General features: G+C 50.3%; 23 protein-coding genes. 11 read left to right on the plus strand and 12 right to left on the minus strand.

Annotated features, from left to right (window positions below; translation table 11 throughout):
* From BZG72_RS02715 to BZG72_RS02730, 5 genes are all read right to left on the minus strand, one after another.
* Positions 1 to 374: Hcp family type VI secretion system effector (locus tag BZG72_RS02715; protein ID WP_077666015.1), on the minus strand; the 374-nt coding region annotated here is incomplete at its 3' end.
* A 284-nt stretch (positions 375 to 658) separates the two neighbouring features.
* Entirely contained in the window at positions 659 to 1,012 is a 354-nt protein-coding gene (locus tag BZG72_RS16190; protein WP_131828018.1) for a hypothetical protein, read from the minus strand.
* Positions 1,013 to 1,021: 9 nt separating this feature from the next.
* Positions 1,022 to 1,279 (minus strand): glutathione S-transferase N-terminal domain-containing protein, encoded by a 258-nt coding sequence (locus BZG72_RS02720; RefSeq protein ID WP_025744429.1) that lies wholly within the window; start codon positions 1,277 to 1,279, stop codon positions 1,022 to 1,024.
* 185 nt (positions 1,280 to 1,464) lie between these two features.
* Complete coding sequence (locus BZG72_RS02725; protein WP_077666016.1) at positions 1,465 to 1,983, minus strand: GNAT family N-acetyltransferase; 519 nt, start codon at positions 1,981 to 1,983, stop codon at positions 1,465 to 1,467.
* 12 nt (positions 1,984 to 1,995) lie between these two features.
* Positions 1,996 to 2,397 (minus strand): GFA family protein, encoded by a 402-nt coding sequence (locus BZG72_RS02730; RefSeq protein WP_077666017.1) that lies wholly within the window; start codon positions 2,395 to 2,397, stop codon positions 1,996 to 1,998.
* A gap of 364 nt (positions 2,398 to 2,761) precedes the next feature.
* On the opposite strand from BZG72_RS02730, the gene BZG72_RS02735 reads away from it, so the two are divergent.
* From BZG72_RS02735 to BZG72_RS02750, 4 genes are all read left to right on the plus strand, one after another.
* Complete coding sequence (locus BZG72_RS02735; RefSeq protein WP_077666018.1) at positions 2,762 to 3,442, plus strand: hypothetical protein; 681 nt, start codon at positions 2,762 to 2,764, stop codon at positions 3,440 to 3,442.
* Positions 3,443 to 3,534: 92 nt separating this feature from the next.
* Positions 3,535 to 3,867 (plus strand): hypothetical protein, encoded by a 333-nt coding sequence (locus BZG72_RS02740; RefSeq protein WP_077666019.1) that lies wholly within the window; start codon positions 3,535 to 3,537, stop codon positions 3,865 to 3,867.
* A 137-nt stretch (positions 3,868 to 4,004) separates the two neighbouring features.
* On the plus strand, positions 4,005 to 4,469 hold the full coding sequence (locus BZG72_RS02745) for a CreA family protein (RefSeq protein WP_108743013.1): 465 nt from the start codon (positions 4,005 to 4,007) through the stop codon (positions 4,467 to 4,469).
* Between the two features lie 50 nt (positions 4,470 to 4,519).
* Complete coding sequence (locus BZG72_RS02750) at positions 4,520 to 5,074, plus strand: DUF1415 domain-containing protein (protein ID WP_077666021.1); 555 nt, start codon at positions 4,520 to 4,522, stop codon at positions 5,072 to 5,074.
* Here the strand turns inward: BZG72_RS02750 and BZG72_RS02755 are convergent.
* On the minus strand, positions 5,035 to 5,730 hold the full coding sequence (locus tag BZG72_RS02755) for a fumarylacetoacetate hydrolase family protein (RefSeq protein ID WP_077666022.1): 696 nt from the start codon (positions 5,728 to 5,730) through the stop codon (positions 5,035 to 5,037). The genes BZG72_RS02750 and BZG72_RS02755 overlap by 40 nt on opposite strands.
* Before the next feature lie 154 nt (positions 5,731 to 5,884).
* On the opposite strand from BZG72_RS02755, the gene BZG72_RS02760 reads away from it, so the two are divergent.
* A complete protein-coding gene (locus BZG72_RS02760) occupies positions 5,885 to 6,577 on the plus strand; it encodes an HAD-IA family hydrolase (protein WP_077666023.1) in 693 nt (230 codons plus the stop codon).
* Here BZG72_RS02760 and BZG72_RS02765 read toward each other — a convergent pair.
* Positions 6,533 to 7,252 carry a GntR family transcriptional regulator gene (locus BZG72_RS02765; protein WP_077666024.1) on the minus strand — a complete coding sequence of 240 codons (720 nt, stop codon included), beginning with the start codon at positions 7,250 to 7,252 and terminating at the stop codon, positions 6,533 to 6,535. The two genes, BZG72_RS02760 and BZG72_RS02765, sit on opposite strands and share 45 nt — an antisense overlap.
* A gap of 269 nt (positions 7,253 to 7,521) precedes the next feature.
* On the opposite strand from BZG72_RS02765, the gene BZG72_RS02770 reads away from it, so the two are divergent.
* Positions 7,522 to 10,368: a ligand-binding sensor domain-containing protein gene (locus tag BZG72_RS02770; RefSeq protein ID WP_158075437.1), complete on the plus strand. Its 2,847-nt coding sequence runs from the start codon at positions 7,522 to 7,524 to the stop codon at positions 10,366 to 10,368.
* A gap of 78 nt (positions 10,369 to 10,446) precedes the next feature.
* Here the strand turns inward: BZG72_RS02770 and putP are convergent, their stop codons facing one another.
* From putP to BZG72_RS02790, 4 genes are all read right to left on the minus strand, one after another.
* Complete coding sequence (gene putP / locus BZG72_RS02775; RefSeq protein WP_046075580.1) at positions 10,447 to 11,943, minus strand: sodium/proline symporter PutP; 1,497 nt, start codon at positions 11,941 to 11,943, stop codon at positions 10,447 to 10,449.
* 47 nt (positions 11,944 to 11,990) lie between these two features.
* Positions 11,991 to 12,701 carry an aldehyde dehydrogenase family protein gene (locus BZG72_RS02780; protein ID WP_046075581.1) on the minus strand — a complete coding sequence of 237 codons (711 nt, stop codon included), beginning with the start codon at positions 12,699 to 12,701 and terminating at the stop codon, positions 11,991 to 11,993.
* Positions 12,702 to 12,732: 31 nt separating this feature from the next.
* A complete protein-coding gene (gene putA, locus BZG72_RS02785; protein ID WP_077666026.1) occupies positions 12,733 to 15,846 on the minus strand; it encodes a bifunctional proline dehydrogenase/L-glutamate gamma-semialdehyde dehydrogenase PutA in 3,114 nt (1,037 codons plus the stop codon).
* A 231-nt stretch (positions 15,847 to 16,077) separates the two neighbouring features.
* Entirely contained in the window at positions 16,078 to 16,854 is a 777-nt protein-coding gene (locus BZG72_RS02790) for a helix-turn-helix transcriptional regulator (protein ID WP_077606648.1), read from the minus strand.
* A gap of 582 nt (positions 16,855 to 17,436) precedes the next feature.
* On the opposite strand from BZG72_RS02790, the gene BZG72_RS02795 reads away from it, so the two are divergent.
* Positions 17,437 to 19,290 (plus strand): SUMF1/EgtB/PvdO family nonheme iron enzyme, encoded by a 1,854-nt coding sequence (locus BZG72_RS02795; protein ID WP_046075584.1) that lies wholly within the window; start codon positions 17,437 to 17,439, stop codon positions 19,288 to 19,290.
* 516 nt (positions 19,291 to 19,806) lie between these two features.
* Positions 19,807 to 20,505: a helix-turn-helix transcriptional regulator gene (locus BZG72_RS02800; RefSeq protein ID WP_077666027.1), complete on the plus strand. Its 699-nt coding sequence runs from the start codon at positions 19,807 to 19,809 to the stop codon at positions 20,503 to 20,505.
* Between the two features lie 96 nt (positions 20,506 to 20,601).
* On the opposite strand, the gene pdxH is transcribed toward BZG72_RS02800, so the two are convergent.
* On the minus strand, positions 20,602 to 21,240 hold the full coding sequence (gene pdxH / locus BZG72_RS02805) for a pyridoxamine 5'-phosphate oxidase (protein ID WP_046075586.1): 639 nt from the start codon (positions 21,238 to 21,240) through the stop codon (positions 20,602 to 20,604).
* A gap of 244 nt (positions 21,241 to 21,484) precedes the next feature.
* On the opposite strand from pdxH, the gene BZG72_RS02810 reads away from it, so the two are divergent.
* From BZG72_RS02810 to BZG72_RS02820, 3 genes are read left to right on the plus strand one after another with little or no spacing between them, the layout of a single operon-like run.
* Positions 21,485 to 22,885, plus strand: coding sequence for an HlyD family type I secretion periplasmic adaptor subunit (locus BZG72_RS02810; protein WP_077579440.1), 1,401 nt, complete (start codon positions 21,485 to 21,487; stop codon positions 22,883 to 22,885).
* Positions 22,886 to 22,901: 16 nt separating this feature from the next.
* Positions 22,902 to 24,230: a TolC family outer membrane protein gene (locus BZG72_RS02815; RefSeq protein WP_077666028.1), complete on the plus strand. Its 1,329-nt coding sequence runs from the start codon at positions 22,902 to 22,904 to the stop codon at positions 24,228 to 24,230.
* The gene (locus BZG72_RS02820) at positions 24,227 to 24,835 is read left to right on the plus strand and encodes an OmpA family protein (protein ID WP_077666029.1); all 609 of its coding nucleotides are present in this window, start codon (positions 24,227 to 24,229) and stop codon (positions 24,833 to 24,835) included. Before BZG72_RS02815 ends, BZG72_RS02820 begins: the two co-directional genes overlap by 4 nt.
* Positions 24,836 to 24,839: the final 4 nt, after the last annotated feature.

Raw genomic sequence — 24,839 nt, forward strand, 5'->3', positions numbered from 1 at the left:
CAGTGAATGTCCACAATCGAGGCGCTTTCCAGCTTGGTGGTAAAGAAGTTTTCTTGTTTGCCTTCAATCGAGGTGCGGTACCACTTCAGCTCGACCGTTGACATCTTCTCACCTGACGCCAGTGCGTTATAAAGCAATGGCACCGCTTTGTTGAGCGCAACGGTAAATTGGAAAGGCTTGTGCACACGTTGGCCTGATGGCTGACCTGACTGTGGGTCCGTCGGCACGGTCACGTTGTGGTTAAACTGTTGTACCAGCATCTCGTCTTCGTGCCCTTCCACAAACGCATCACCGATAGAATCGGCGGTGCAGGCACCGGCAGTAATCAAACCCTGAGTTTCACCTTCAATCGAGATATAACATGGCGTTGGCATAATCGCTCCTTTGTATGTCATGGAAGACACATCGCCACCGTGGCGGTGTGCCTGCTCGCTGTCTTATCTTGCGAAATGCATGCCAAGTTTTTTATCGCTATAAATCAGCACTTTAGAATATAGCTGACCAATTTTTTGCACGTGCCAAGCAACTTCTTGCCAAGCCAAGCAAAAAGTTGCTTAGCCAGCAGGCTAACGAGTTGGTATTTGTGTTGTCATTTTCATCGCTATTTTTTTGAACCCACTTGGCATTGTTAGTGGGTCATCGCACACTTATTACTTCGTTACGATCGCTGTTTGCGTGCCCAGTGGATGTAGTTTTGGATCACAGGCTCAGCGAGTAAAAGGTCGAGGCTGTGTAATACGCGACCCAGGTGTTTTTCACTGAATTGGCGATGAATAAAAGCATGGCAAGGCCGACATACCCAAATACCGTGCTCACGCATGTAAGGTCGGGAAAAGCGCTTGGTGAACCATTTGTTGTTATGACAAGTTTTGGGGATCAAGTGATGGAAGGTCAGCGGCCTTGAGTGCTGACACAGTGCACAGGGCGTTGAAGAAGGCGGAGAGGCAGGCATACAGGTAATAATACTTAAAAAGAAGGTCGCATCGATAACTGCGACCCTCGTAACCAGCATCTGGTTCAATTACGCGAAGTTGTCACGCAAGTATTCAATAATGTCGTCCGATTCATACATCCACTGTGTTTCGCCGCCTTGGTCAATACGCAGACAAGGCACCATGCCTTTGCCGCCTTCGGTCTGTAGGCGTTGCCATTCTTCGGCGTTAGCGTTCATATCCACCAGCGGAATATCTAACTTGAGCTCTGTCATGACTGCACGCACTTTATGGCAAAATGGGCAGTGCTCTTTGTGATACAAGCTTAGTCCGTTCAAATCAGCCATTATGTTTCCTTTTGGGTCATCAGGGCGGATTTTCAAATGCCGCCATATGTGTGAATTCATTCCACGTAATGATGGCATTGAACTTGGTCCCAACGCTAGTCGTTAGCCTGTTTTATTGGCACCAAATAAGCAACCGAGTGCATAATGGAGATTAACCCATCACCTCAAGGTCGCTTGCTCATCACTCAAACACTGGATAATGTGTTCCGGTAACAAAGACAGTCAATCACTTCGCCAGCCACGTGTGCCACGTTGAATTTTTTATCGCATAGGTTAAAACCATTCCGCTCTAACACCGTTTGTGATGCAATGTTGGTCGTAGACGCCATGGCGTTGAGTGTCACAAGTCCGTGCTCGCGCGCGATCTCTAACGCATACTTTACCGCTCGAGAGGCAACCCCCTTCCGGGTATGTTGCTCTGCAATGCGATATCCTAACGAACCTGATGCAGATACCGCATCAATTTGGCTAATATTAACCCGCCCCAAAAGTTGCCCCTCGGCATCCGTGATCAACATCGGTACGTGTTGTCCTTTCTGATGTAAGGCAAGTAATTCGCAGATGTGATCATAAACGCCTGTTCGGCGATAAAACGCCTCACCGCGCGATTCAATATAGGTTTCAAAATAAGCACGGTTTTGTTGTTCAAAATGGAACAACAAGTCCGTATCAGCCAGGATAAGAGGGCGGATCAGTAACTGCATCACACGACCGAATTAATCCGGCCCATGTTCAAACTGTTTTAATGACTCATTGGGCGTATGCCATGGTGCCTTCGACGCCGTGTGAATGTGAAAATTTGGCGCGCATTGTGGGGCGGTATCCAAAATTCCCAGACGAATATTGAACACTCCCTTATTGATTTTATGAGAGAAAAGGCTCGACCCACATTGCCCACAAAACGCGAGAACCGTTTCGGCACTCTTTTCATAATAGCGAAGATGATCTTGGCCCGCGGTAACGGCCACTTTTTCAGCCTCAATACCACCGACTGACGAATAATCTGCCCCGGTGAATTTACGACATTCAGAGCAATGGCAATTACCCATATAAAGGAAGGTATCTGGCAATGTAAGACGGACACCACCACATAGGCAGCTAGCAGAGAGCGTGGACATGAGCATATCCCTATCTAAAGTATCAGACTTCATTGTCTACTCTTGCCTAGTAAAAAACAATTAAAATGTTTGATTTCATAGGCATAACTGTCAGTTAATCTGCGCCAAAGATGTTTCCTTATCTCGTCGTCAAAGTATTTACAGTGTAAATACTTTGACACTGCGTCGATCCAACTAGACGCTTGACGAGCAAACGCTCACAATCCTGACGCCACCCTGAACATATAGTGACATTAGTCACATAAATTATTGCAGTTTATGAAAGCGCCCCGTAATATCATTGTCATAAAATTTGGGATAAAGATCACATATACGTGACGAGATCTACGGACGGGCTGATCGTTTTTATCAAGTTGAGGGTGATATGACACTACCACGATCTTCATGTGCTGCTCGTGCCGTGCTCAAAGGGGCAGGCAAGTTTTTTGCTGTCGCGTGCTATCTCGCCGGTATTGCCGGCATTATTCATTACAGTGTGGCCGCGCATAATGTCGCATCAGAGTCTTCACTTATTGAGCTCTCACAGTTGCTCCTGCTGATCCTCACCGTATTCACGTTTCGCCGCGTCGCCAAGTTCAACCCTACGCTTTGTCACGCAGCAAAGCTTATGAGTGGTTTTTTCTTAGTGCTGATGATCCGTGAGCTCGATGCCACACTCGATATCGTAATGCATGGTTTCTGGAAGGTACCCGCATTGTTGGTCACCGGATTAACTCTTTGGCCAGCGATCAAACACGGCCGTGACACATTCACCAGCCTTGCCCATGCGCTGAGTGCCAAAAGCAGTACGATGCTGATTGTGGCATTGGGGCTACTGCTGGTTTACTCACGCTTATTTGGAATGGGCGAGCTGTGGGAGCAAGCCATGGGAGCCATGTATGTGCGAGACGTTAAAAATATCGCCGAGGAAAGCACAGAATTAGTGGCATACTCACTCATTTGGCTCTCGGCACTGGGTTATTGGTTAGAGTCGGTAAAGCCAGGCCATATTGCCACTCCCGCCTCACTCACGCACTCGGCGGAGCATGATTTACCCGCTCAGTAACGCTTCAATTTCGTTCACAATTGTTCGGCGTCGCCAGTAGGCGGCGTCGTGGCTTGATGCTATCATTGGGGGAAAGAGCAGCAGGAGCCAAGATGATGGCGCGGACGTTTGTTTTCCTTTTAATTGTTTTTTCTACGTTTTCTCATGCAAACTCGGTTGACTCATCTCAATCCGACAAAGTCATAACCCACAAAAACGAGAAGATTTGCAAATCGACCTTTAGCCAAGAAATGATTAGCCAGCAAATGACGTTTAGTAATCAAGCTAATGCGCAAGACGTTAGGCGCATTGCCGAGCGTAAAATTGCTGCAGCCCGAAAAAAATTCGCCGATACCGGCAGCTACTGCGATGCCGCCCAAGTATTAATGACGTTCGAGCCTAAATCCCTAGCAGGTCAAGACGGAGATGCGCAGTTTCGCGAGTAATAGCGAACAGCCTGCCATTGACTTACATCTTTTTGTCGGCGACCAACAATCATAGGCCTTCTTGGTCAACGCACACTTTTCCTCCTCCCGCCTAGGCTGTGATACACTCCCGCCACGGATAAACAAGGGCTTTGATGATGAAAAAAATGCTATTTGCAGTCGCGCTCGCCGCGGCGCTGGCTGGTTGTGACAACGATGAAGTTGGGGACGTAAGCTTGGGGATGTTTACCATGAAAGACATCAAGCTTAACCATCTTGTCGATCCTGTGGTGAGCGGGGTAACGTGCCATGTCGCCTCTGTTGAAGCTGACTTAAGCTTTTCTGATCCCAGTGATAGTGCCATCTCTTGTCGTCAAACCGGTGAAATTACGCCAGAGATGATTGCCAATATCGATAAAAGCGCATCGGGCGAAGTGGTATTTAGAAAATCAAAAAGTATTTTCTTCAAGTCGATGAAGATTCGTCGGATCTTTGATGTAAAAAATCAAACCTTGATGTATCTCTCTTACTCAACAAAAGAAACATCCGGCAGCTTTAAGCATAGCTTGTCCACGGTTCCTCTTTGGGGCACCAAAGCCTATCAATCACAGTCACAACAATAATCGTCGCTGCGTGCCTTTTAGGTGCATGTGCTGATTTAGGCAACAACTCGATGAATACAGTAGAAACACACATAAACGCGTGGCTAGATGACGTGGTGATCGGGCTAAATCTTTGCCCTTTCGCTGCTAAGCCCCGTCGCAAACAACAAATTCATATTGATATTTGTGACGCCCAAGATGATACCGAGATTTTAACCGCGATTTATCAGGCTTTAGTCCATCTTGATCACACCGATCCTGCCATCACTGATACCACGGTGGTCGTGGTGCCCAACGCACTCGCTGACTTTGATCACTACCTCGACTTAGTCGATGCTACCGAGGCGATGATTGACCACTACCACTGGCGGGGAGTTTTCCAAGTTGCCAGTTTTCATCCCGACTACTGTTTTGAAGGCTGCGCCCCTGAAGATAGCGAGAACTTAACCAATCGCTCACCCTATCCATGCTTTCACTTAATCCGTGAGGCCAGTATGTCGCGCGCGCTCGCCCATTATGGCCAAGACCCAGAACAGATCCCCGCGCGTAACATTGCCCGTGTTTCAGCGCTGACCCACGAAGAGCGTCAAGCACTCTTTCCTTGGGTAAAAGCCTCATCAGACTGAACCACTACCTGGGTTTGAGCAAGGAGTTGCCCTTCAAGCGACAGCGATAAAAGGTCGCCGTTTTCCAGCACACCAACCCCTTCGGGGGTGCCCGTCAACACAATGTCGCCTGGGTTCAACCAAAATGTTTGGCTTATATGCTGAATAAGCGTGATCACGGGCATTAACATGGTCGCGCTATTTCCCTGCTGCCGCATCTCGCCATTGATGGACAATGAAAAGGCCACCTCACGCCAATCATCAGGCACCGCCACAAAACGTCCAACCGCTGCGCTCCCCGCGAACGCTTTCGCCCGCTCCCAAGGTAACCCTTTTTGTTTTAAGCGGCTTTGCGTTTCACGACGGGTCAAGTCCAGCGCCAGTGTCATCCCGCCCAAGGCGTCTTCAACGGCTTGCTTAGTGGCATGAAATAAAGGTTTGGTGATCAGCACCGCCAACTCGGTTTCGTAGTGAACGGGGGCAAATGACGCCACTATCGCCAGCTTGTCATCCAGAGGTTGGATTGCACTCGGCGGTTTCATAAACAGAACCGGCTCATCCGGAATAGGATTGTTAAGCTCTCGCGCATGGGCAGCATAATTACGTCCTACACACACCACCTGTCCAACGGGCAAATCGATCGCCCCACTCTTTAACCATTGATGTTGATAACGCATCGGTTTTGCCCTTGCTAATGAAAAGTCGATCCCTGACTAATTTTGATAACGAAAAAGGCAAGAATGCAAGACACAGTTGGCATTTCCCGTGTCACTGACTTGTTGATTTTTCTATCTCGTCCAAGGATACAAAGAGAGATTGAAGGGAGCACCTATGCCGCAACATCCATTTGATCCCCCCATTCATTGCGTCATTTTTGATTGCGAGGGAACCTTAGTTGACTCAGAGAGATTATCCCACCAAGCCTTGGTAGAAACCTTCTCTACCTTTGGTGTGCGTGTTGACCTGCAAGACTCGCTCGATCATTTTGAGGGCGGAAAACTGACCGATGTCCTCCAGCAAACCTGCGAGCGAAGCGGCGCACATATTCCTATTGATCAACTCGAGCCACGTTTTCGCCACTTATGTCGTCAGTATTTCGAGGCTGAGTTAGCGCCAGTAAAGGGCATCGAAACCGTCTTACAGGCGCTTGAACAGCAAGGGATTGATGTTTGTGTCGCATCAAATAGTCCGGTAGAAAAAATGGCCCATGCACTTCAACTCACCAAGCTGTTGCCCTATTTTGAGCATCGCTTATTCAGTGCCTTTGATACTAACAGCTGGAAGCCGGCCCCAGATCTTCTTCACTACGCTGCGATGAATATGGCATGCCCCACTGCCCAGTGTGTGTTCATCGATGACACCAACAAGGGCATACAAGCGGGGATCAATGCCGAGATGCGTACCATCCACTTTAACCCCAACCCCAATGTACCCACTACGGTGCACCCTTTGGTGACGCGGCTGTTTAAAAGTGAAGACTTACTCTCGTTTTTTCACAGGGCCAGCCTGAGCATCACGCGCTGAGCAACCACAGAGTGTCACCGCATGCTGCCGCCACCACTCCGTATCAATCCGGATAGTCTGACCCCCGTGGGCGTGCTGGATGTGCCACTCTCGGGTCACCATTAACACTGGCGTACCAGCAGGCACGGCCAATACACTAGCACGATCACTGTCTAGCGCTTCCCATGTGCTCGACCAATACACATCCGCATCGGCTGGCGTGTTTAACAACGTTGCTTGGTCGCCAGTTTGCCAGATGCTGGGGAAATAATCAGGATGGAGATACGTACGCACAAAGCCAACAGGGAGCTGTGCGATCTGAATCAGTCCCTCTCCCTCGAAGACCTGAGCAAATGGAGGCAGTTGCATCTGATCACTCACCGACGCCGACGCCATGGGCGTCTTTTGCGATAGCCAAGCAAATTGGCCACCGTGTTGAGAGAAATTGTGCTGCCAATCGACGAGTTGGCTGGGATCATACGCACAAGGGGTGGGCGCCACAAACCAGCCACGTCGCTCTCGCCGATATATGCGTCCTTCCGCCTCAAGCACTGCAAGTGCCTCTCGCAAGGTGACACGGGTAGTGGAAAAGGTGTCTGCAAGCTGGCGCTCACCTGGGAGTTTTTTGTCCGGCGCCAATAAACCGCGATCAATTTGCGCTAATAACTGCTGGCGAATCACCATAAATTGCATCATGAGCTGTCAGGCCTGCGTGATCTTTGTATCGCTAGTGTGATCTTTCTCAATTTGCTGTCAAAACCTGTCCATTATGTCCAAGAAATAAACAGTGATTAAGATAGAATCGCCAGTCTACTCGGAATCGGAGCAAAGAACAAAAGATGCACTTAAGGAACACGCTGAGACATATTTCCCCACAACTAGGCCGACGTCTCGTGTGTATTACGCTTTTTTGTTGGTTAGGTTTGGCAGGGCATATCACGCCCAGTTATGCCAAGGATAACCAATTGTCTGATTATTTTATTGAAACCTGGACCTCTGCCAACGGATTGCCGCATAACAGCATCAATGCCATTGCCCAAACCTCGGATGGCTACTTGTGGTTTGCCACCTGGGAGGGCGTGGCACGTTATAACGGTTTAGAGTTTGTGCGCTTTGACCGCGGCCCTGACACACAAATGAAAGATTCAGGGACGCGCGCCCTGGCGACAGGGCCTGACAATCAACTTTATGCCGGAGGGGCACGAGGCAGCTTAGTGATGCGACAAGGCTTTTCGTGGCAGGGCCTTCCCACAGCCCCCAGTCTCATTAATGATGCGCTTCATGACCAAACAGGTGGCTTGTGGTTAGCCGTAGAGGGAATGGGGATTGCTTACTACGCCCCTGAACAGCTCTCGCAACCCGATCCCACCCCACAGACATTTATCGATACCCTCAGTAGCTATCACTTGACCCAGACCGCCGATGGTCAAGTCTATGCGGCCACCGAAAAAGGGGTCTACCAACTGTCTTTGCAAAACGGCGCGACGCCTCTCTCTTTTCACAACCTGTTTCGCAAAGCCTTTTATGTCTCGAGTGGTCAGGATGGGAGCCTCCTAGTCGGCTCCGAAAATGGCGCTTGGCGCTATAAAAACAGTCGCTGGACGCCACTGGCGAGTGAGCTACTCCACCAAGCGATTACCATGGTTGAACAAGACAGCCGTGGCGCCTATTGGTTCGGGACCCTTAGCCACGGTATTGCTCACATGAAAGACCAACATATTGATTTTCTCGACGATCACCGCGGCCTGCCCAACAACCGGATATTATCCTGGTTTGAAGACAATGAGGGCAGCATTTGGATAGGCACTAACGGCGGTGCAATGCGGCTTAGATACGCACCTTTTGTGACGCTGACTAAAGACAATGGGCTAGCCGGTGACTATGTGCGCACCGTACTTGCTGACGATAAAAATACGGTGTGGGCAGGGGCCAGTGAGGGGTTAAGCCAAATTGATATCGTACAAGGTAATGCCAAAGTACTCGCCAAGGACATATCGGTGCTCAGTCTCGCGCCTCGAGCACAAGGTGGGGTATGGGTGGGGACCTACCAACAAGGCCTCTACTACTGGCACCAAGGCGCGCTCACTCCCGCCGAAACACTGAACGATCAATTGCCTGACAATGAAGTCAGGGCGATTGTCGAACGTGATGGTGCATTATGGGTGGGCACACCACGTGGCTTGGTCACGTTTTCGTCTCTCCCAGGCAGTCAATCCGCGCACTCGTCAACCGTTTATCAAAAGCGTGCACGCTACAATAGTCAAAATAGTGCCCTACCCGGTAACTATGTTATGTCGTTAACGTTCGATGAAACGGGCAAGCTATGGATAGGCACCGGCAGCGGAGCCGGGTATCTGATCAATGAGACCATCACGCCGCTCGATTTCACCGATCAAGAGCAAGCGCAGTATGTTTTTGGCTTTTTTCACGAGCCTGGCTACGTATGGATGGCCACTGATCGGGGTATTGTCCGTTATCGACAATCTGATAGCCAACTCGCGTTAGTCGGCCGACCACATGGTCTACCGATTGATAAGTTCTTTCAAATCATCAAAGGCGATGACCAAAGTTTTTGGTTGTCCAGTAACCGAGGGATCTGGCGGGTCAACTATCATCACGCGCATCAAGTGGCGGATAAAACCCGCGCGCGTATTGACTTTGAGCATTATGATCAAAGCGATGGCATGCTGAATAGTCAGGCTAACGGCGGCTCTAATCCTGCGGCGACAAAAACCGCGGCAGGCGACATTATCTTCGCCACCGCTCAAGGCGTGACGAGTGTTAAACCAGCGCGATTGTCACAGATGCTCAGCCAGCCCTTGCCGATCGTGATGCAGAACGTGCACTTTGATGGCCAAGCGATTAACCCAGAGGCGAGCAACAGAGCCCCTGCTGGTACCAATCGCGTCTCCTTTTCCTATGCTGCGCTTGGCTATACCATGCCAGAACAAATCCAGTACCGCACCCAACTAGAGGGCTTTGAGTCTGAATGGGCCTACCGTCACGAAAACCATATTGCCGAATATACGAATTTACCACCGGGTGACTACACCTTTAAAGTCAGTGCTCGCTACCCCTATAGCAACTGGAGTGATGATGTGCTTAGCTATCGCTTCAGTGTGACTCCCTCGCTTTGGCAACGGTCAGATATACGTGCGCTGGGGTTCTTGGCCTTAGTCACCCTCGCCTACGGCGCCTTTATGTGGCGAATCCGCCGAATGCAACAAAAAGAGGCGCAGCTAAAAGCGCTGGTGGAAGAGAAAACACACGCGCTACAAGCGCAAGCTGACGATTTTGAACGTATGTCGAAAGAGGATGCATTAACCGGCCTTGCGAATCGACGCGCCTTTGACGAATACTGGCACCTGGCCTTTGATGAAGCCAACCAGTCGGGGCAGCCCTTGCAAGTAGCGATTCTAGATATTGATCATTTTAAGCGCATCAACGATCAGCATTCACACCTGGTTGGCGACCAGATTATCCAACGAATCGGAAGCTTTTTAGATAAAGAACGCGAGCACTTAAGTCATATCGCCCGCTGGGGCGGCGAGGAATTTACGTTACTGTTTGCAGGGACACCGGCCGATGGTTATCGCTACTTTGATGGATTACGCCGTCGTATCGCGGCATTGACCCTTGACGACATTGCGCCGTCATTAAAAGTGACGGTCAGCATTGGTGTGGCTGGCAATCATCAGGCTACCGATTATGTCGATGGCCTCAAGCAAGCTGACCAAGCCTTGTACCGTGCCAAGCGTGACGGACGGAACTGTGTGCGCCAACGTAGCGGACACGAGTCACAGCCATCCTAAACGTGAACGCCAAAGAAAAAAGGAGCGCGAATGCGCTCCTTTATACGATGCTTTGAATAGAGGCTTTATGGCCAAGGCTTAGGCCATGGTTTCTAAGCTCTTTTCATAAGACTCGTATTGTTTTGATACCGACTCGCTTGGGCCACCGGTTGCTTTACTCACCACAATCGCGCCCAATCCCGCAAAGATAAAGCCAGGAACAATTTCATACAAATCGAAAATACCGCCTGAAAGCTGTTTCCATACCACAACTGTCACGCCGCCGACCAAAATCGCCGTCAGTGCACCGTTACGGTTCATGTCACGCCAGAACAGACTGAGCAGCAGTGCTGGGCCAAAGGCAGCCCCAAAGCCTGCCCATGCATAAGACACGAGGCCGAGGACTGAGCTTTCTGGATCCATCGCTAAGCCAAGCGCAATCGCCGAGAGTAAGATAACAGCGCCGCGACCCACCATCACCACTTCTTGCGTAGAAGCATCAGGACGGAACACTTGCTTATAGAAATCTTCCGCTAACGCAGACGACGAAACCAGTAGCTGTGAATCCGCGGTACTCATGATCGCAGCCAAAATGGCGGCAAGCAGGATACCTGCGATAACAGGGTGGAATGCCGCGTTAACGAGAAGCATGAAGATTTTCTCGCCATCCTTCAGATCGGCTGTCATGTCGTTTTGTACGTACAAAATGCCCACCAGCCCGATAAGCACCGCACCAAACATTGACAGCGCAGACCAACCAACGGCAATACGGCGCGCGGTAGTGATGTCTTTGTTTGAACGGGTGGCTTGGAAACGTGCCAAAATATGTGGCTGTCCAAAGTAACCCAGTCCCCATGCGGCCAGCGATACAATGCCGATCCAAGATAGCGGCTCGCCCTCAACATCACGCCAAAGCGTCATCAACTCAGGGTTAACAGCCGCCACATCGCTGCCAAGCTTAAAGATGCTCCCGTCCATGATCACGAAAGGCACAATCAGCAGGGCTGCCGCCATCAACAAACCTTGTACCAAGTCAGTCCAAGATACCGCCAAGAAGCCGCCGAACAAGGTGTAAGACACAACACAGATGGTGCCAATGACCACCGCAGTGGTGTAATCAAACCCAAACACCGTGGTGAAGAGTTTGCCGCCTGCAACCAAGCCGGAGCTGGTGTAGAAAAGGAAGAAAAGCAAAATGAAGAAAGCAGAGATGGTTTGCAGCAGTTTTGATTTATCTTCAAAACGGCGGGCAAAAAACTCCGGTAACGTCAATGCGTTATCTGCTTCAATACTGTATGTACGCAGGCGTTTGGCACAAATTAACCAGTTCAGGTAAGTCCCTAACAGCAAACCGCCTGCTAACCAAAGTGATTCCATTCCCGCAGCGTAGGCATAGCCAGGAAGGCCAAGCAGCAACCAACCACTCATATCTGATGCACCCGCTGACAATGCAGCAGGCCATGGGCCTAAAGAACGCCCCCCGAGGAAGTAGTCTTCGGAGTTGGATGTGCGTTTGTAGGCATATACACCAATGGCAAGCATCATGATGAGATATGCCAGAAAGGTTGCACTGATGGCATAGCTATTGTCTATCATATCTGTCCCTCAATTACATGGCCCCAACCGGGGCCATTTCTGGAAAGTTAATGTTCACCACTGCCGAGTTCCAGAAGCGTGGCATTACCACCTACAGCAGTGATATTTATGGTTCGGGTGCATTCGGTCACAAAACGCAACACATAGTCAGGCGTGCCGATCACGGGATAGTCAGCCGTGTCAGTTTCCGCAACCAGTGTGGCAATCACACCCTTACGTTGTGCGAGCTGGCGATTGACATGCCGCACATGTGCGTCCTCCCCTGTCGTTGCCAACCCGACGATATGCGGATGAACCAGCAGATCGCTGAGCGCGTCAATACCAACGCGAACCGCCACACGGTCTGGGCATCCGGCTTTAATGAGGTCGGCCAGTACAGCGTCGACCATATCAGCGTGAGTGCCCTCAACACTCACTACCACACAATTACCAGCGACCAAGGCGGCGGCTAACTGGCCACATAAGGCAACGGACGTCAGCGAGGCATCGCCCGTCACCGCGACGGTGCCACGCCCGGCGGTATAGAGCTCGTTAGTTTCCCCCGTTGGCCCTGGTAATTCATGTACTTTGTTGAGCAGCCGCTCTGCGCTGTCGCACTGAAAACGGATCATGCTCGCCGCTTGGGCAAAGTCATCGCCCCGTGCGGCAACGGTTTCAGACCACCGCTGTAGTAAAGTGATGCGGCCAGCAACGGTTTGATCGTTCCAGTCTTCCCATACCGCGTCACACTGCTCTAAAACGTTATTTAATTGCTCCATCACGCTTCTCCTGATCTTGATACCAACCGACTTATTGAACGTTTACTGACGCTTGTGTAAAGCGGTAGAGATAATGTGGTCCGCCCGCTTTCGGGCCGGTGCCTGACAGGCCACGGCCACCAAATGGCTGAACCCCAACTACCGCGCCGACTTGATCGCGGTTTACATAGCAGTTACCCACGCGCGCTCGGTGCTCAATATGAGCACATGTGGTTTCATTACGGCTATGCACACCCATTGTCAGACCAAAACCAGTGCGGTTGATATCATCAATCACTTTGTCGAGTTCGTTTGCGCGATAACGAACAATGTGCAAAATCGGACCAAAGTGCTCTTCGCTCAGCTGGTCAATGCTGCGAATTTCAAAGGCCGTTGGCGGGACAAAGGTGCCTTTATCACACTCAGACGAGAGCGGGACTTGGGTGACCAATTTGCCGCTGCGCTTCATTTGTTCAATGTGAGCAAGCAATTTGTCTTTCGCGGTTTGATCAATCACCGGACCGACATCGGTAGAAAGGCGCTCTGGTCGCCCCACCGACAACTCAGCCATTGCGCCTTTAATCAGGCTAATCACACGGTCTGCGATATCCTCTTGAATGTATAGAACACGCAGGGCTGAACAACGCTGACCCGCGGACGCAAACGCTGAGCGCAATACATCACGCACCACTTGCTCAGGTAATGCGGTACTGTCGACCAGCATGGCGTTTTGTCCGCCGGTTTCTGCCACCACAGGCACAGGATCAGCGTCACGCTCAGCCAATGTACGTGTGATACGCTGAGCAGTGGGCGTTGACCCTGTGAATGCCACACCGGCAATGCGGCTGTCTTCGGTCAATGGCGCACCCACCACAGGTCCACTGCCCGGGAGCAGTTGGATGACGCCAGCTGGGATCCCGGTTTCAAGTAGCAACTCAATCGCGCGATAAGCGATAATGGAGGTTTGCTCTGCCGGTTTTGCCACCACGGTATTGCCAGCTACCAGCGCCGCACTGACTTGCCCCAAGAAGATAGCCAATGGGAAGTTCCACGGGCTAATACAGGTAAATACGCCACGACCTTGATAGCTCACGGACTGTATCTGGCCGTCAAAGCCTGTGTATGAAAGCGGCTCGCCCTGCAACGCTTCGGCCTGCTCGGGGTAGTAACGCAAAAAGTCGACCGCTTCACGCACTTCATCAATGCTGTCGTGAATCGTTTTACCGGCTTCGCGATGACAAATCGCCACCAATTCACCCAAATTCGCTTCGAGTTTATCAGCCAGGTCAAGTAAGTACTTACCACGCTCACTAACCGCTGTTTTCGACCACTCTGGGTAAGCATTCGCGGCAATATCGAGTGCATTGTTCACCTGATCAGACGTCGCCCAGTCAACTTGGCCGACAGGCTCCTCGCGATCATAAGGCGCAGCGATAGGATGCGTATCGCCAGCCAGACGCTGGCCATTGACAATGGGGCCGGCCTGCCATTGGTACGCGCCCATAAAAGGCGCAACGCTTGCAGTGAATGGTTGCCATTCTGAGTCGATATCAGTGGCTACGCCTTGAGAGTTCTTACGCGACGCGCCAAAGATATCTAACGGCAGGGGGATACGATCGTTATGCAGTGTTTGATTGGCACGCAATGTATCGACAGGATCGGCGATAAGATCATCAATCGGGCAACGCGCGTCGACCAAACGGTGAACGAACGAGCTATTTGCGCCATTTTCCAGTAAGCGACGCACCAAATAAGGGAGCAAGTCTTTGTGGCTGCCCACTGGGGCATAAATGCGCACCTCGGTATTAAATAAGGCTTTTGCATGGTTATACAGCGCGTCACCCATGCCATGAAGGCGCTGGAATTCAAAGTCTTGATGGGATGCCATCGAGGCTATCGCGGCGATGGTATGGGCGTTATGACTGGCAAATTGCGGATAAATGAGGCCGCGGACATGCTCGCTCAACAGAAAACGGGCACAGGCGAGATAAGAGACATCAGTCGCCTCTTTACGGGTGAATACCGGATAGCCATGGTGTCCACCTTGCTGACACAGTTTAATCTCGCTATCCCAGTACGCCCCTTTTACCAAGCGCATTGGGATCACATCACCTTGCTCTTTTGCTAACGCCGCTAACCAGGTAATCACAGGGAGCGCGCGTTTTGAATAGGCTTGCACCACCAAACCAAATTTACCCCAGCCCTGAACCACAGGATCGCGATATAGCTTTTCAAATAGGGCTAGCGAGAGTTCTAGACGATCCGCTTCTTCAGCATCAATGGTGATCGCCACATCTTTTTCACGGGCACGCTTGAGCAGTACCAACACAGTGTCGAACATTTCGTTCATCATGCGATCGTAGTTGGCAGCTTCATAGCGCGGATGCAAAGCCGACAGCTTAATCGACACCGACGGCGATGGACCTTGGTAGCTAGATTTGGCTTCGCCCACAGATTCAATGGCTTGTAAGTAGTCCGCTAAGTAGGCTTTAGCATCTTCTTGAGTGAGTGCCGCTTCCCCTAACATATCGAATGAGTAGGTAAAGCCGTTATTGCGGGGGCCTTCACCGTTCTTTTGCGCCTCATCAATATCACGGCCAAGCACGAACTGGTGGCCCATGATTTTCATCGCCTGATGCATGGCTTGGCGAATCACCGGCTCGGACATTTTGTTAACAAGACGGTTTATAACAGAGGCTGGTTTCCCTTCGGTGCTTTCATCCAAGGTCACCACTTTTCCGGTGAGCATCAGTCCCCACGTTGAGGCATTAACAAACAGGGAGTCGGAGTGGCGCAAATGGGCCTTCCAGTCAGCAACACTCAGCTTATCGCGGATAAGTGCATCGGCCGTGTGCGAATCAGGGATGCGCATCAGCGCTTCAGCCAGACACATCAACAAAATCCCTTCACGGGTATCTAGGCTGTACTCAAGCAAGAGCGCATCAATCATTTGAACGGCTTTTTTATCCGCCCGCACCTGCTCAATCAACTGCGTGGCTTGACGACGTGTTTGCTCACGCTCACTGTCAGTGGCTTCCGCTAAGGGAATTAACTGTTGAAGCCATAGGCTTTCGTCAACGCAATACAGCGGAGAGATTTCAGACCAGATCTGCGCTAGTGGGCGCTCGATAAACGAGGGCTGCATAGCATCGATGGCTTTAAACATAGTGGTATCCTCACTCACGTCCTCCCAAACTCGGGCAGGAAAAATGTTACGTCATTGTTACTTTGCGATCGATTCTATGCGTGGTCTATCAGCAGGGTCTTACAAAATACACCGGCATTATTGCAAAATCCTCCGATGATTAACAAATAAAGCTGTCGATCGCCATAATGGCATAACAAATGAAGTGCATATTATTGATGCCTGAGACGGCGAAAGCATATTGGGCCAAGCTTAAACCGAGCCCTTAAACTTGGCAGGCGAGAGGCCAAAATAGCGAGAAAATGCATTAGTGAAACCGCTTTGGCTAGAGAAACCGCAGCTATCGGCAATTTGTGCCATGGTCAATTCACTTTCTTTAATCAGTTGTTTCGCTAAGGCAAAGCGTTTTTCAAGCACATATTGATGTGGCGTGGTGCCCACCTGCTCTTTAAATAACTGGTGGAATTGGCTTTCAGCCAGAAAAACACTGCCCGCTAACTGCGCCACCGAGATTTTGCGGCTGATGTGCTGATGAATATAACGGTCAATGATATCCATGTTTAAACGGTGACCATCACGTCGGGGAGAAACATGGTCACGGAAATGGCGATGTAACACGCACATCAGCGTATCCGCACAAGCGCGGCTAAGCAGCAAATCAGACGGGTTGGCGATCATCTCTGCGGTCAGCGCCTTGATCAGCATTTGCGCGTGAGTGTCGAGTTGGAAGTAAGGCTCGCGACTAAACAAACGCGCAATGTTGTCATGCATGGACGCATGCCCCACCCATTCTTGGTATGGAAGATTAATCACCAGAATTTCATTACGTCCAACCCCGGTAAATGCATGCTCGTGTGATTCCTCCACCAAACAGCCTTGGCCTGGGCCAACCAGACTGCCACGCCCATCAACATCGAATTCCGTTTGCCCTTGCAGACCAATCACGACCTGCTTGTACTCATGGCTATGGTGAAGCTGTTGCCGAGGCAAGGCGATCACTTCAGAGACTTTGGGTGTTTTCACCACCATGGCTATCCCTCTCGGTGCGGATTACGGGTTTGCCGCCAACATTCAAGTACCTTTTCCTCATTCTGGCACGCTTATCACCCGTGTGCGACTGGATTCTATGTGCTTATTCTCAACTTTACGGAACAATGATCAAGTAGTGCATTTTTTACGGCCTCTGTCATTTTGACGCTAAAAATGCGAAGGATCCCTCATGTATTTCTTGTTGATCGGATGAAATCCGGATGTAACGCGATAAAAAAACCACCACAAAAATAGATAAAAAATATAAAATTCAAACATTTAAACCTTGTTCGATGAAAACCTCACTGACTTGATCATTGTTTCGAGGCGATCAAAGGGGATCAACACCTTGATCATTCTTCCGTTTTATCGTGTCTTCACGCAATCTTATTTGAAGCAAGCCACCGCTTAAGGTAATCTCGCATAAACATAAAAACCATGAGCACAGTTGCACCGATCACGTCGCAGAATGCTGACTGCCGTCAAATAATTAGCACGGTTTGCGTGGCAACGCGGGTTTCCGTGATAGTCTACTTTTTGGACATAGGTATTATTATTGCGACATGCGTAAGCAAGGGAACTATGACAACGAAATATATAAAAGCGTTATGCTTAGCGCTCCCTCCCCTACTGCTAACCGAGTTGGCGTTCGCTGAAAACGCGTCTTCCGCTGATAATCTCGATCCGGTCAGTGAGTTGGTTGAGAAACTCCGCGATAAAGAAGATACGTTGGAGGCTCGAAACGATGAACTGGCTTTGCAGCAGGCGAAATTGGATGACCTTTTGGTCAAGCGCGCGACGTTAGAAGATGAGCTGAGCAACCTGAAACGCAAACGCAGTAATGCTAAAGCAGAGCTGGATGCGAAATTTCAGGATTTAATTGCCGATCCGAGCACAGATATCAGCCCGTATCAGCAGGCCTACCAACAAGCATGGCAGCAGGTGAACAACCACCAGCAAACACAAGCTGCCAACGAGTCCGCCATTATCGAGCAGAAGAAACGACTGGCGAAACTTGAACGAGAACAAGCACTATTGGCAACAACCCTTGAGAATTTACATGAGGCCATGCGCGAAGCACGCGCGGAACGTCTACGTAAAGAGCTCACCCAAAAAGACACTATTGAAGTTGTCCATAGCTTGACCTGTTCGCCCAACATGACATTGTCGGCGTGCGCGAACCAAGGTGAGACGCTGACCATGCAAAAAGCGATTCGTGACTTCCGAGGCCAGGTAACGGACTTTGTCACCGAATCCAATGCAGTGAAGCAAAACATCGATAAAGTCGCGTTTAATATCCACGTCACTAACAGTGAAGTCGTTGACGCAGGCTTTACCGGTGGCATGGACTACACAACGCGTATTAAAGCGGAGCTGGTAAGCCGTCCTGATAAAACGGCGGCATGTCGACTGCTTGATCTTGAAGACAGATACTGTGTTGAAACCACCCAAGCACAGCAGCAAGCCAATCGTAAACAGCAGGCGAAACGCTGGGTTAACGTGACAATACGGTCTAATCGTTACGATGACAGTGTGACCATTAATGATGTGTCATACGGAAGTACGCCCGTAGAACTCATGCTGCCAGTGGGCAATCATGACTTAACGGTCACTAAACCTGGTTTTGTGCCTTATGATCGCGAAGTCTACCTCGGTAAAGATCAAGTGGTGTGGGCCAAACTGAAAGAGCAGCCTAATCAGCCGCCAAGCCCAGGTAAAAAGTTCACTGACCCTGTTGCCAACAATCTCGAAGCACCGCAAATGGTGGTGATCGGCGCTGGCGAATACAAAGTAGGGCCAGATGCACGTGAAAATGTGGCTATTCAGCAATCATTTGCGATGGGCGCAACGCCCGTCACGGTGGAGCAATTTGACGCCTTTGTGACAGCCTCCGGTTATGTCACCGCGGCTGAACAAGGCAATGGCTGCAATATGCTGGTGAATGGCGAGATCAACCAAAGCCTAGAGACAGATTGGCGTCAACCCGGCTTTGATCAAGCGGCTGACTCTCCGGTCGTTTGTGTGAATAAAGATGATGCCGAGGCTTACACCAAGTGGCTAAGCCAACAAACGGGGCAGCGCTACGCACTTCCAAACGATGTTGAGTGGGAAGTGGCCGCCCGTGGTGGCACGGAAAGCGATTACTGGTGGGGCAATGAAATCGGTGTCGGCAACGCCAATACAGGCTGGAGCGGCACAGTATGGTCAAACGACCGCACCTCACCGGTTAAAAGCTTTCCGCCTAACCCATTCGGTGTTTATGACACCGCGGGGAATGTTTGGGAGTGGGTGAGCAATGATACGCCTGTCGCTCGTGGCGGTGCGTGGAACTTTTCACCTCAACGCTCACGCGTTTCCGAGCGTTTGGAGTTAGGCGAAAACACCAGCGCTAACTACCTTGGGTTCCGCGTGGTGCGAGATATCAAAACCCCTTAATCTCGTCACACTGAGCCTCATCACCATGGTAGAAACAAACGCCGCTATCCGTAGCGGCGTTTTTTGTTTGGGGGCAAGCCATTTTGTCTTGATGCTTTTGACCCTAGACACCGACACAACCTAAACAAGATCAAGCCTGCTTGAACGGGCGAAAACCAACAATCTTTATATTAAGTTGCTTGATTCGATGTCAATAGGTCAAATCCCCCCTACCCAACGTCTAGTCTTCTGGATATAGTAAACCCCGTAAACGCGATTTGTCCCGATGAATGCGTTTATAGCAGTTCCTAACACTGTTAGGTGCAGTCAGATACCAGCGTCGTCACTTACCCTCAGACATCCGCTTGGTATCTCGATAACCTCTTCTACACGTCGTACAGGATATGTCCTGAAAGGGAAATCTTGTCTTTGCCGGCTTTATGCCGGCTTTTTTTTATGCTCCAATAGCTTGTCCGTTTTTCTATATCTTGATGGGCGCTTGCGTCCAATAATAATAACAATGAATGGGTAAGCAATATGAGTCACGTTCCCCCTGCTCTGTCTATGCTAGAGCAATTACCTGGCTGCTGGGGCTGCAAAGATACTCAGTCGGTGTTTGTCTACGCCAATAGTGAATACTGCCGCCTCATGGGCCTTACACAACCGCAAGACTGCATAGGCAAAACCGACCATGATATGCCCTGCCCCACCACGCGTTGCGCCGATCAATTTCAAGCGCAAGACCAATATGTGATGAAAACAGGCAAGCGACTCCGTGTGCTCGATATTCATCCTTATGCCAATGGCCGTTGGCATGCGCACCTGTTTACCAAAACGCCTTGGTTCAATGAAAAGGGGCATATTTGTGGGGTCATGTTCTGTGGCCAGGAGCTCAGTGATACCGCTATTTTAGAAGTCGGGCATTGGGTGTGCCGTGCCGTCACTCACCCTGAACAAGCCTTGTGCGATCATCACCATAGTGACTCTCAGGTACACCTGACGTCACGAGAGCGGGAGGTCCTTTTCCTTCATCTGCATGGTAAGAAACCGCAATTGATCGCACAGACATTGTCGGTGTCCGTCAAAACCATTGAGAACCACTTTGCGCATTTACGCGAAAAGTTCGATGTCGACTCCAAAGCAGGTTTATTAGAGCATGCGCTCGCGCAAGGGTTTGGCTCCGCGATTCCCGAAAGCTTATTAACCCAACAATTGTCTGTGGTGCTGCGAGATTAAACAAGCAGCCCCCCAACTCAACCATGCGCCATCTCGCCGTCATTCTGGGAGGACGAGATGGCGTCTCCCACCGCTATCGTCAAGGCGCGTCACAAGCTACGGCGCTAGGCGCTCAATCGCCCAGCGATCACCCTCTTGGCGCTGATATAAGAAACGGTCGTGCAAGCGGTGCTCGCCACCTTGCCAAAACTCAATACTTTGGGGCTTGATTCGATAGCCGCCCCAGAATGTAGGGACAGGCACTTCCCCTTTCTCGAACTGCTTTTTCAGCTCTAAAAACTTGCCTTCTAACGCCGAGCGTGCTGATAAGCGTTCGCTTTGCTTGCTTGCCCATGCCGCGATCTGACTTTCTTTGGGGCGGGAAGTGAAATACTTAAATACCTCTTTTTTACTCAGAGGCTCCGCCTCACCCATAATATGGACTTGTCGCTCAATAAAATGCCAAGGAAAGTGCAAACTAATCTTGCTGTTTTTTTTCAAATGTAGCGCTTTGCGACTCCCCAAGTTGGTGTAAAAAACAAACCCCTCTTGATTAAAGTCTTTAAGCAAAACGATGCGCTGAAAAGGTTGCCCATCTTCATCGACAGTGGCGACAGTCATTGCGGTTGGATCAGGCACTTGGGTATCAATGGCTTGTTGTAACCACTGGCCAAATAAATCCATGGGCGCGTCGGGTAAATCGTCACGACGCAATCCCCCTTGGGTGTATTCTCTTCGAATATCTGACAACTCCATTGCTTTCTCCAATTCGTTTATTTTCAGCTATTTTGCGCAGGTACCTAACGATACACAAGTGCAATTTATTACCGTGGCGACAGAAACAGGGATCAATGACCCCAACGCTTTTCATTGCTCAGGCTTGGCGACGTGAGCGGTCTATATTTTCATCGCGCTGGCCCACTCGGAGAGTGAGAAAGTCTGCAAAAAATCAGCACCATAGACTAAGCTTGAAGGAAGTGAAACACCCGATGGGGGTCAGATGGCGATACGTGATAAATCTCGCGCGAGCTTGCCCCGAGATGAGCACCTCGATTACATCGATGACAAGACGGCCGCACTTTTGCTCAACACGCCGAAAAGTGCTCGCGTTTTGCTATGGACTATCGTGCTATTTTTGATTGTCGCCACGGCCTGGGCATCACAAGCACAGCTCGATAAAGTGACCGTCGGACAAGGAAAAGTGATCCCCTCTTCACAGCTTCAAGTCGTGCAAAACCTTGAGGGGGGCTTGGTCAAAGCGCTCTTAGTACAAGAAGGCGACAAAGTGAATAAAGGGCAACGGCTTATCCTCATTGACGATACCCTCTTTCGCGCCAATTTCCGAGAGAGGGAACAAGAGTTGCTCGGTCTACGCGCAGATAGGTTGCGCCTGCAAGCGTTGCTCGCCGCTATTCGTGTCGATGAAACCGTGCCTTTTGAGCAATGGCGAGAAAGTATCCTGCTTGAGCGCCAACCACTCTTGTTTCCGGACGTCTTTACCACGACACGCCCAAACTTGATCACGCAGACACAAGCGCGATATCAAGAACAGCTTTCTAATATTCAAAATCAGCTCTATGTCACCGCGCAAAAAATCCGACAAAAGGAACAAGAGCTTGTCGAATTGGAGTCTCGAATCGCGAATCTCGAACAAAGCCAAGCATTCGCGCAAGAGGAGCTCGATATCACACGCCCGCTTGCCGATGAAGGCGTTGTCCCCAAAATCGACTTACTCAAGCTCCAGCGCCAATTAAATGATACTCAGCGTGAGTTATCCTCAGCGCAGCTTTCTCTCCCTTCCGTGGTCTCCTCATTGCGCGAAGCTGTTTTCCAACGTATTGATGTTGCATTAACGTTTCGCACCGACCAGCAAGAGCGACTCAACCAAGTAGAGAAGCAAATTGCCGCAATGTCTGAAGGGCGTGTTGGATTACAGGATAAAGTCTCACGCACCGTCGTAACCTCGCCTGTCAATGGAACGGTTAAAAAGCTGCACGTCAACACAGTAGGCGGTGTCATCCAACCAGGTATGGACATTATAGAAATCGTACCGTCCGAGGATAACCTCTTGATTGAGGCAAAAATTGCCCCTCAAGATATTGCTTTTTTACGTCCAGGCCTTAATGCCGTGGTCAAATTCAGCGCCTACGATTTTACCGTCTATGGCGGACTGGATGGCAAGCTTGAAACCATCAGTGCTGATACCATCGAAGACGAAGAAGGAAACAGTTTTTATCTCGCCAAAATACGTGCCGAAAAAGACAGCTTGGGCACAGAAAAAAGCTTACCCATAATTCCAGGCATGACAGCCTCCGTCGACATTATCACGGGTAAACGCACGGTTTTGGATTACTTACTTAATCCCATTACGCGCGCGCAAAAAACAGCATTGCGCGAATAAAGAGGCAACAGGCTTTATGGCTTACCACTTTCCTTGGCAACCATTTTGGTTCATCGCCCTTACAATTGGATTAGTCGCCCCGGCTCATAGCCAGTCCCTTGAGCAAGCCGTAGTGACAACGCTGGCCACGGATCCTGAGTTGCGTGGCGCATTTCATCAGCTGCAAAGCCTTCATGAGAGAACAAAGGCCAGTGAGGGCGACTATCTACCCGACGTTGATTTGAATGCGGGGATTGGCTACGAACGCATCGATAACGATACAACACAAGCGCAAGATGACCTCGATTTTGCGAGAAAAGATGCCACCCTCAACGTTCGGCAATTAGTGTGGGATGGACAAACACACAACAACATTGCTCGTAATCGTTATGAGACTGAGAGCCAGCGCTTTCAACTGCGTTCCGATGCCTCCGATAAAGCACTCCAGGTTGCAGAAGTGTATCTTGAGATACTTAAAGCCCAGCAGGTGCTAGATCTCTCTAGCGCGAACATGACGGTACATGAGGAGATTCTGTCTGATATTCGTCGCCGAGCAGATACGGGGATCGGCTCAACGGCCGATCTCTCCCAAGTCCAAGCGCGTGTTGCACGGGCCCGAGCCAACCTCTTATCCGCTGAAACCAATCTAGAGGATGCCTTTACCGCATTTTTTCGCGTGGTTGGCGAGCCGGCAAACAATCCTGTCCAACCCGTTATTGATGACGCTCGCCTCCCAACCTCACTGGAGAGTGCCCTTGAACAAGCCGTCAAACGTAACCCGCTACTCAAGCTGGCGCGTTACGATATTGAAGCGGCAAAATCACAGTATCAACAATTTAAAGGGGCGCACCACCCAAACATCAGTCTAGAAGTCAGCCAAACTTGGGCGGATGAAGTCAGCGGCGTGGATGATTTTAGTGATGAATTTAGCGCCATGCTACGCGTGCGTTACCAACTGTTTAATGGCGGTAGCGATCAAGCCGATATCCGACGAGGCGCCTACGAGTTAAATCGAACCAGAGATATCTTTGATAACGCTTATCGGCAATTGGAAGAAAGCACCCGGTTAGCTTGGAGTGCGTTTCAGCTCACTGAGCAACAAAAAGTCCTTTTGCAGCAGCAAGTTGATGCCGCTTCGGATACAGTGCAAGCGTATGAAAAACAATTTAGAATTGGACGACGAACGCTGCTCGACCTGCTAAATACTGAAAACGAGTTACTAGAGGCGAGGCGCGCTTACCTAAACGCAAACTATGATCATTTGCTTGCACAGTATCGTTTACTCAACAATACCGGTCATTTATTGGAAGCGTTGAGAGTATCCTTACCCGAACAGTGGCAAGGGACAGAAGGAGAAGCGGAATGAAAGTATTCGGACTGAGCCTCATTCTTGTGCTCGTAACCGGATGTACGGTGGCACTCTCTCCGCCCCCTACGGCCAAGCAAATTCATGACGTGACCGACAGTGATCAAGATGGCGTGATCAACGCCCGTGATAGATGCACCAATACGCCACGCGGCGCCGTCGTTGATAATCAAGGCTGTCCCAATTACATTCAACCTACCAGCGAGCACCCGTCACCCACCGCATCAGCACGACAAATCGATGTGTTCTTTGCCCTCGATACCGCAAAAGTGACGACCGACGCTATAACCGATATCGACGCTATGGCAAACTTTCTCATGAATTACCCTGATACTGAGCTCCGTTTAACCGGTCACGCCAGTGCGGACGGTTCGACATCCTACAATCACGCGCTCTCTTATCGTCGAGCAATGACTGTTAAACGTGCGCTTATCGATCGTGGCATTACACCACAACGAATCGACGTGGTTGCCAAAGGAGAGACGGACGCTAAGCATGGTAGTGAATCGGCCGATAAGTATCGGCGAGTCAGTGGTGAAGTATTGAATTTTAAAGGGGATGTCGAGAAAGCATGGACCATCTTCACGCGTCGACCTCAGTCTTAAAGCG

Origin of the sequence: Salinivibrio sp. PR6 (genome assembly GCF_001995955.1) — a bacterium.
GTDB lineage: Bacteria > Pseudomonadota > Gammaproteobacteria > Enterobacterales > Vibrionaceae > Salinivibrio > Salinivibrio siamensis.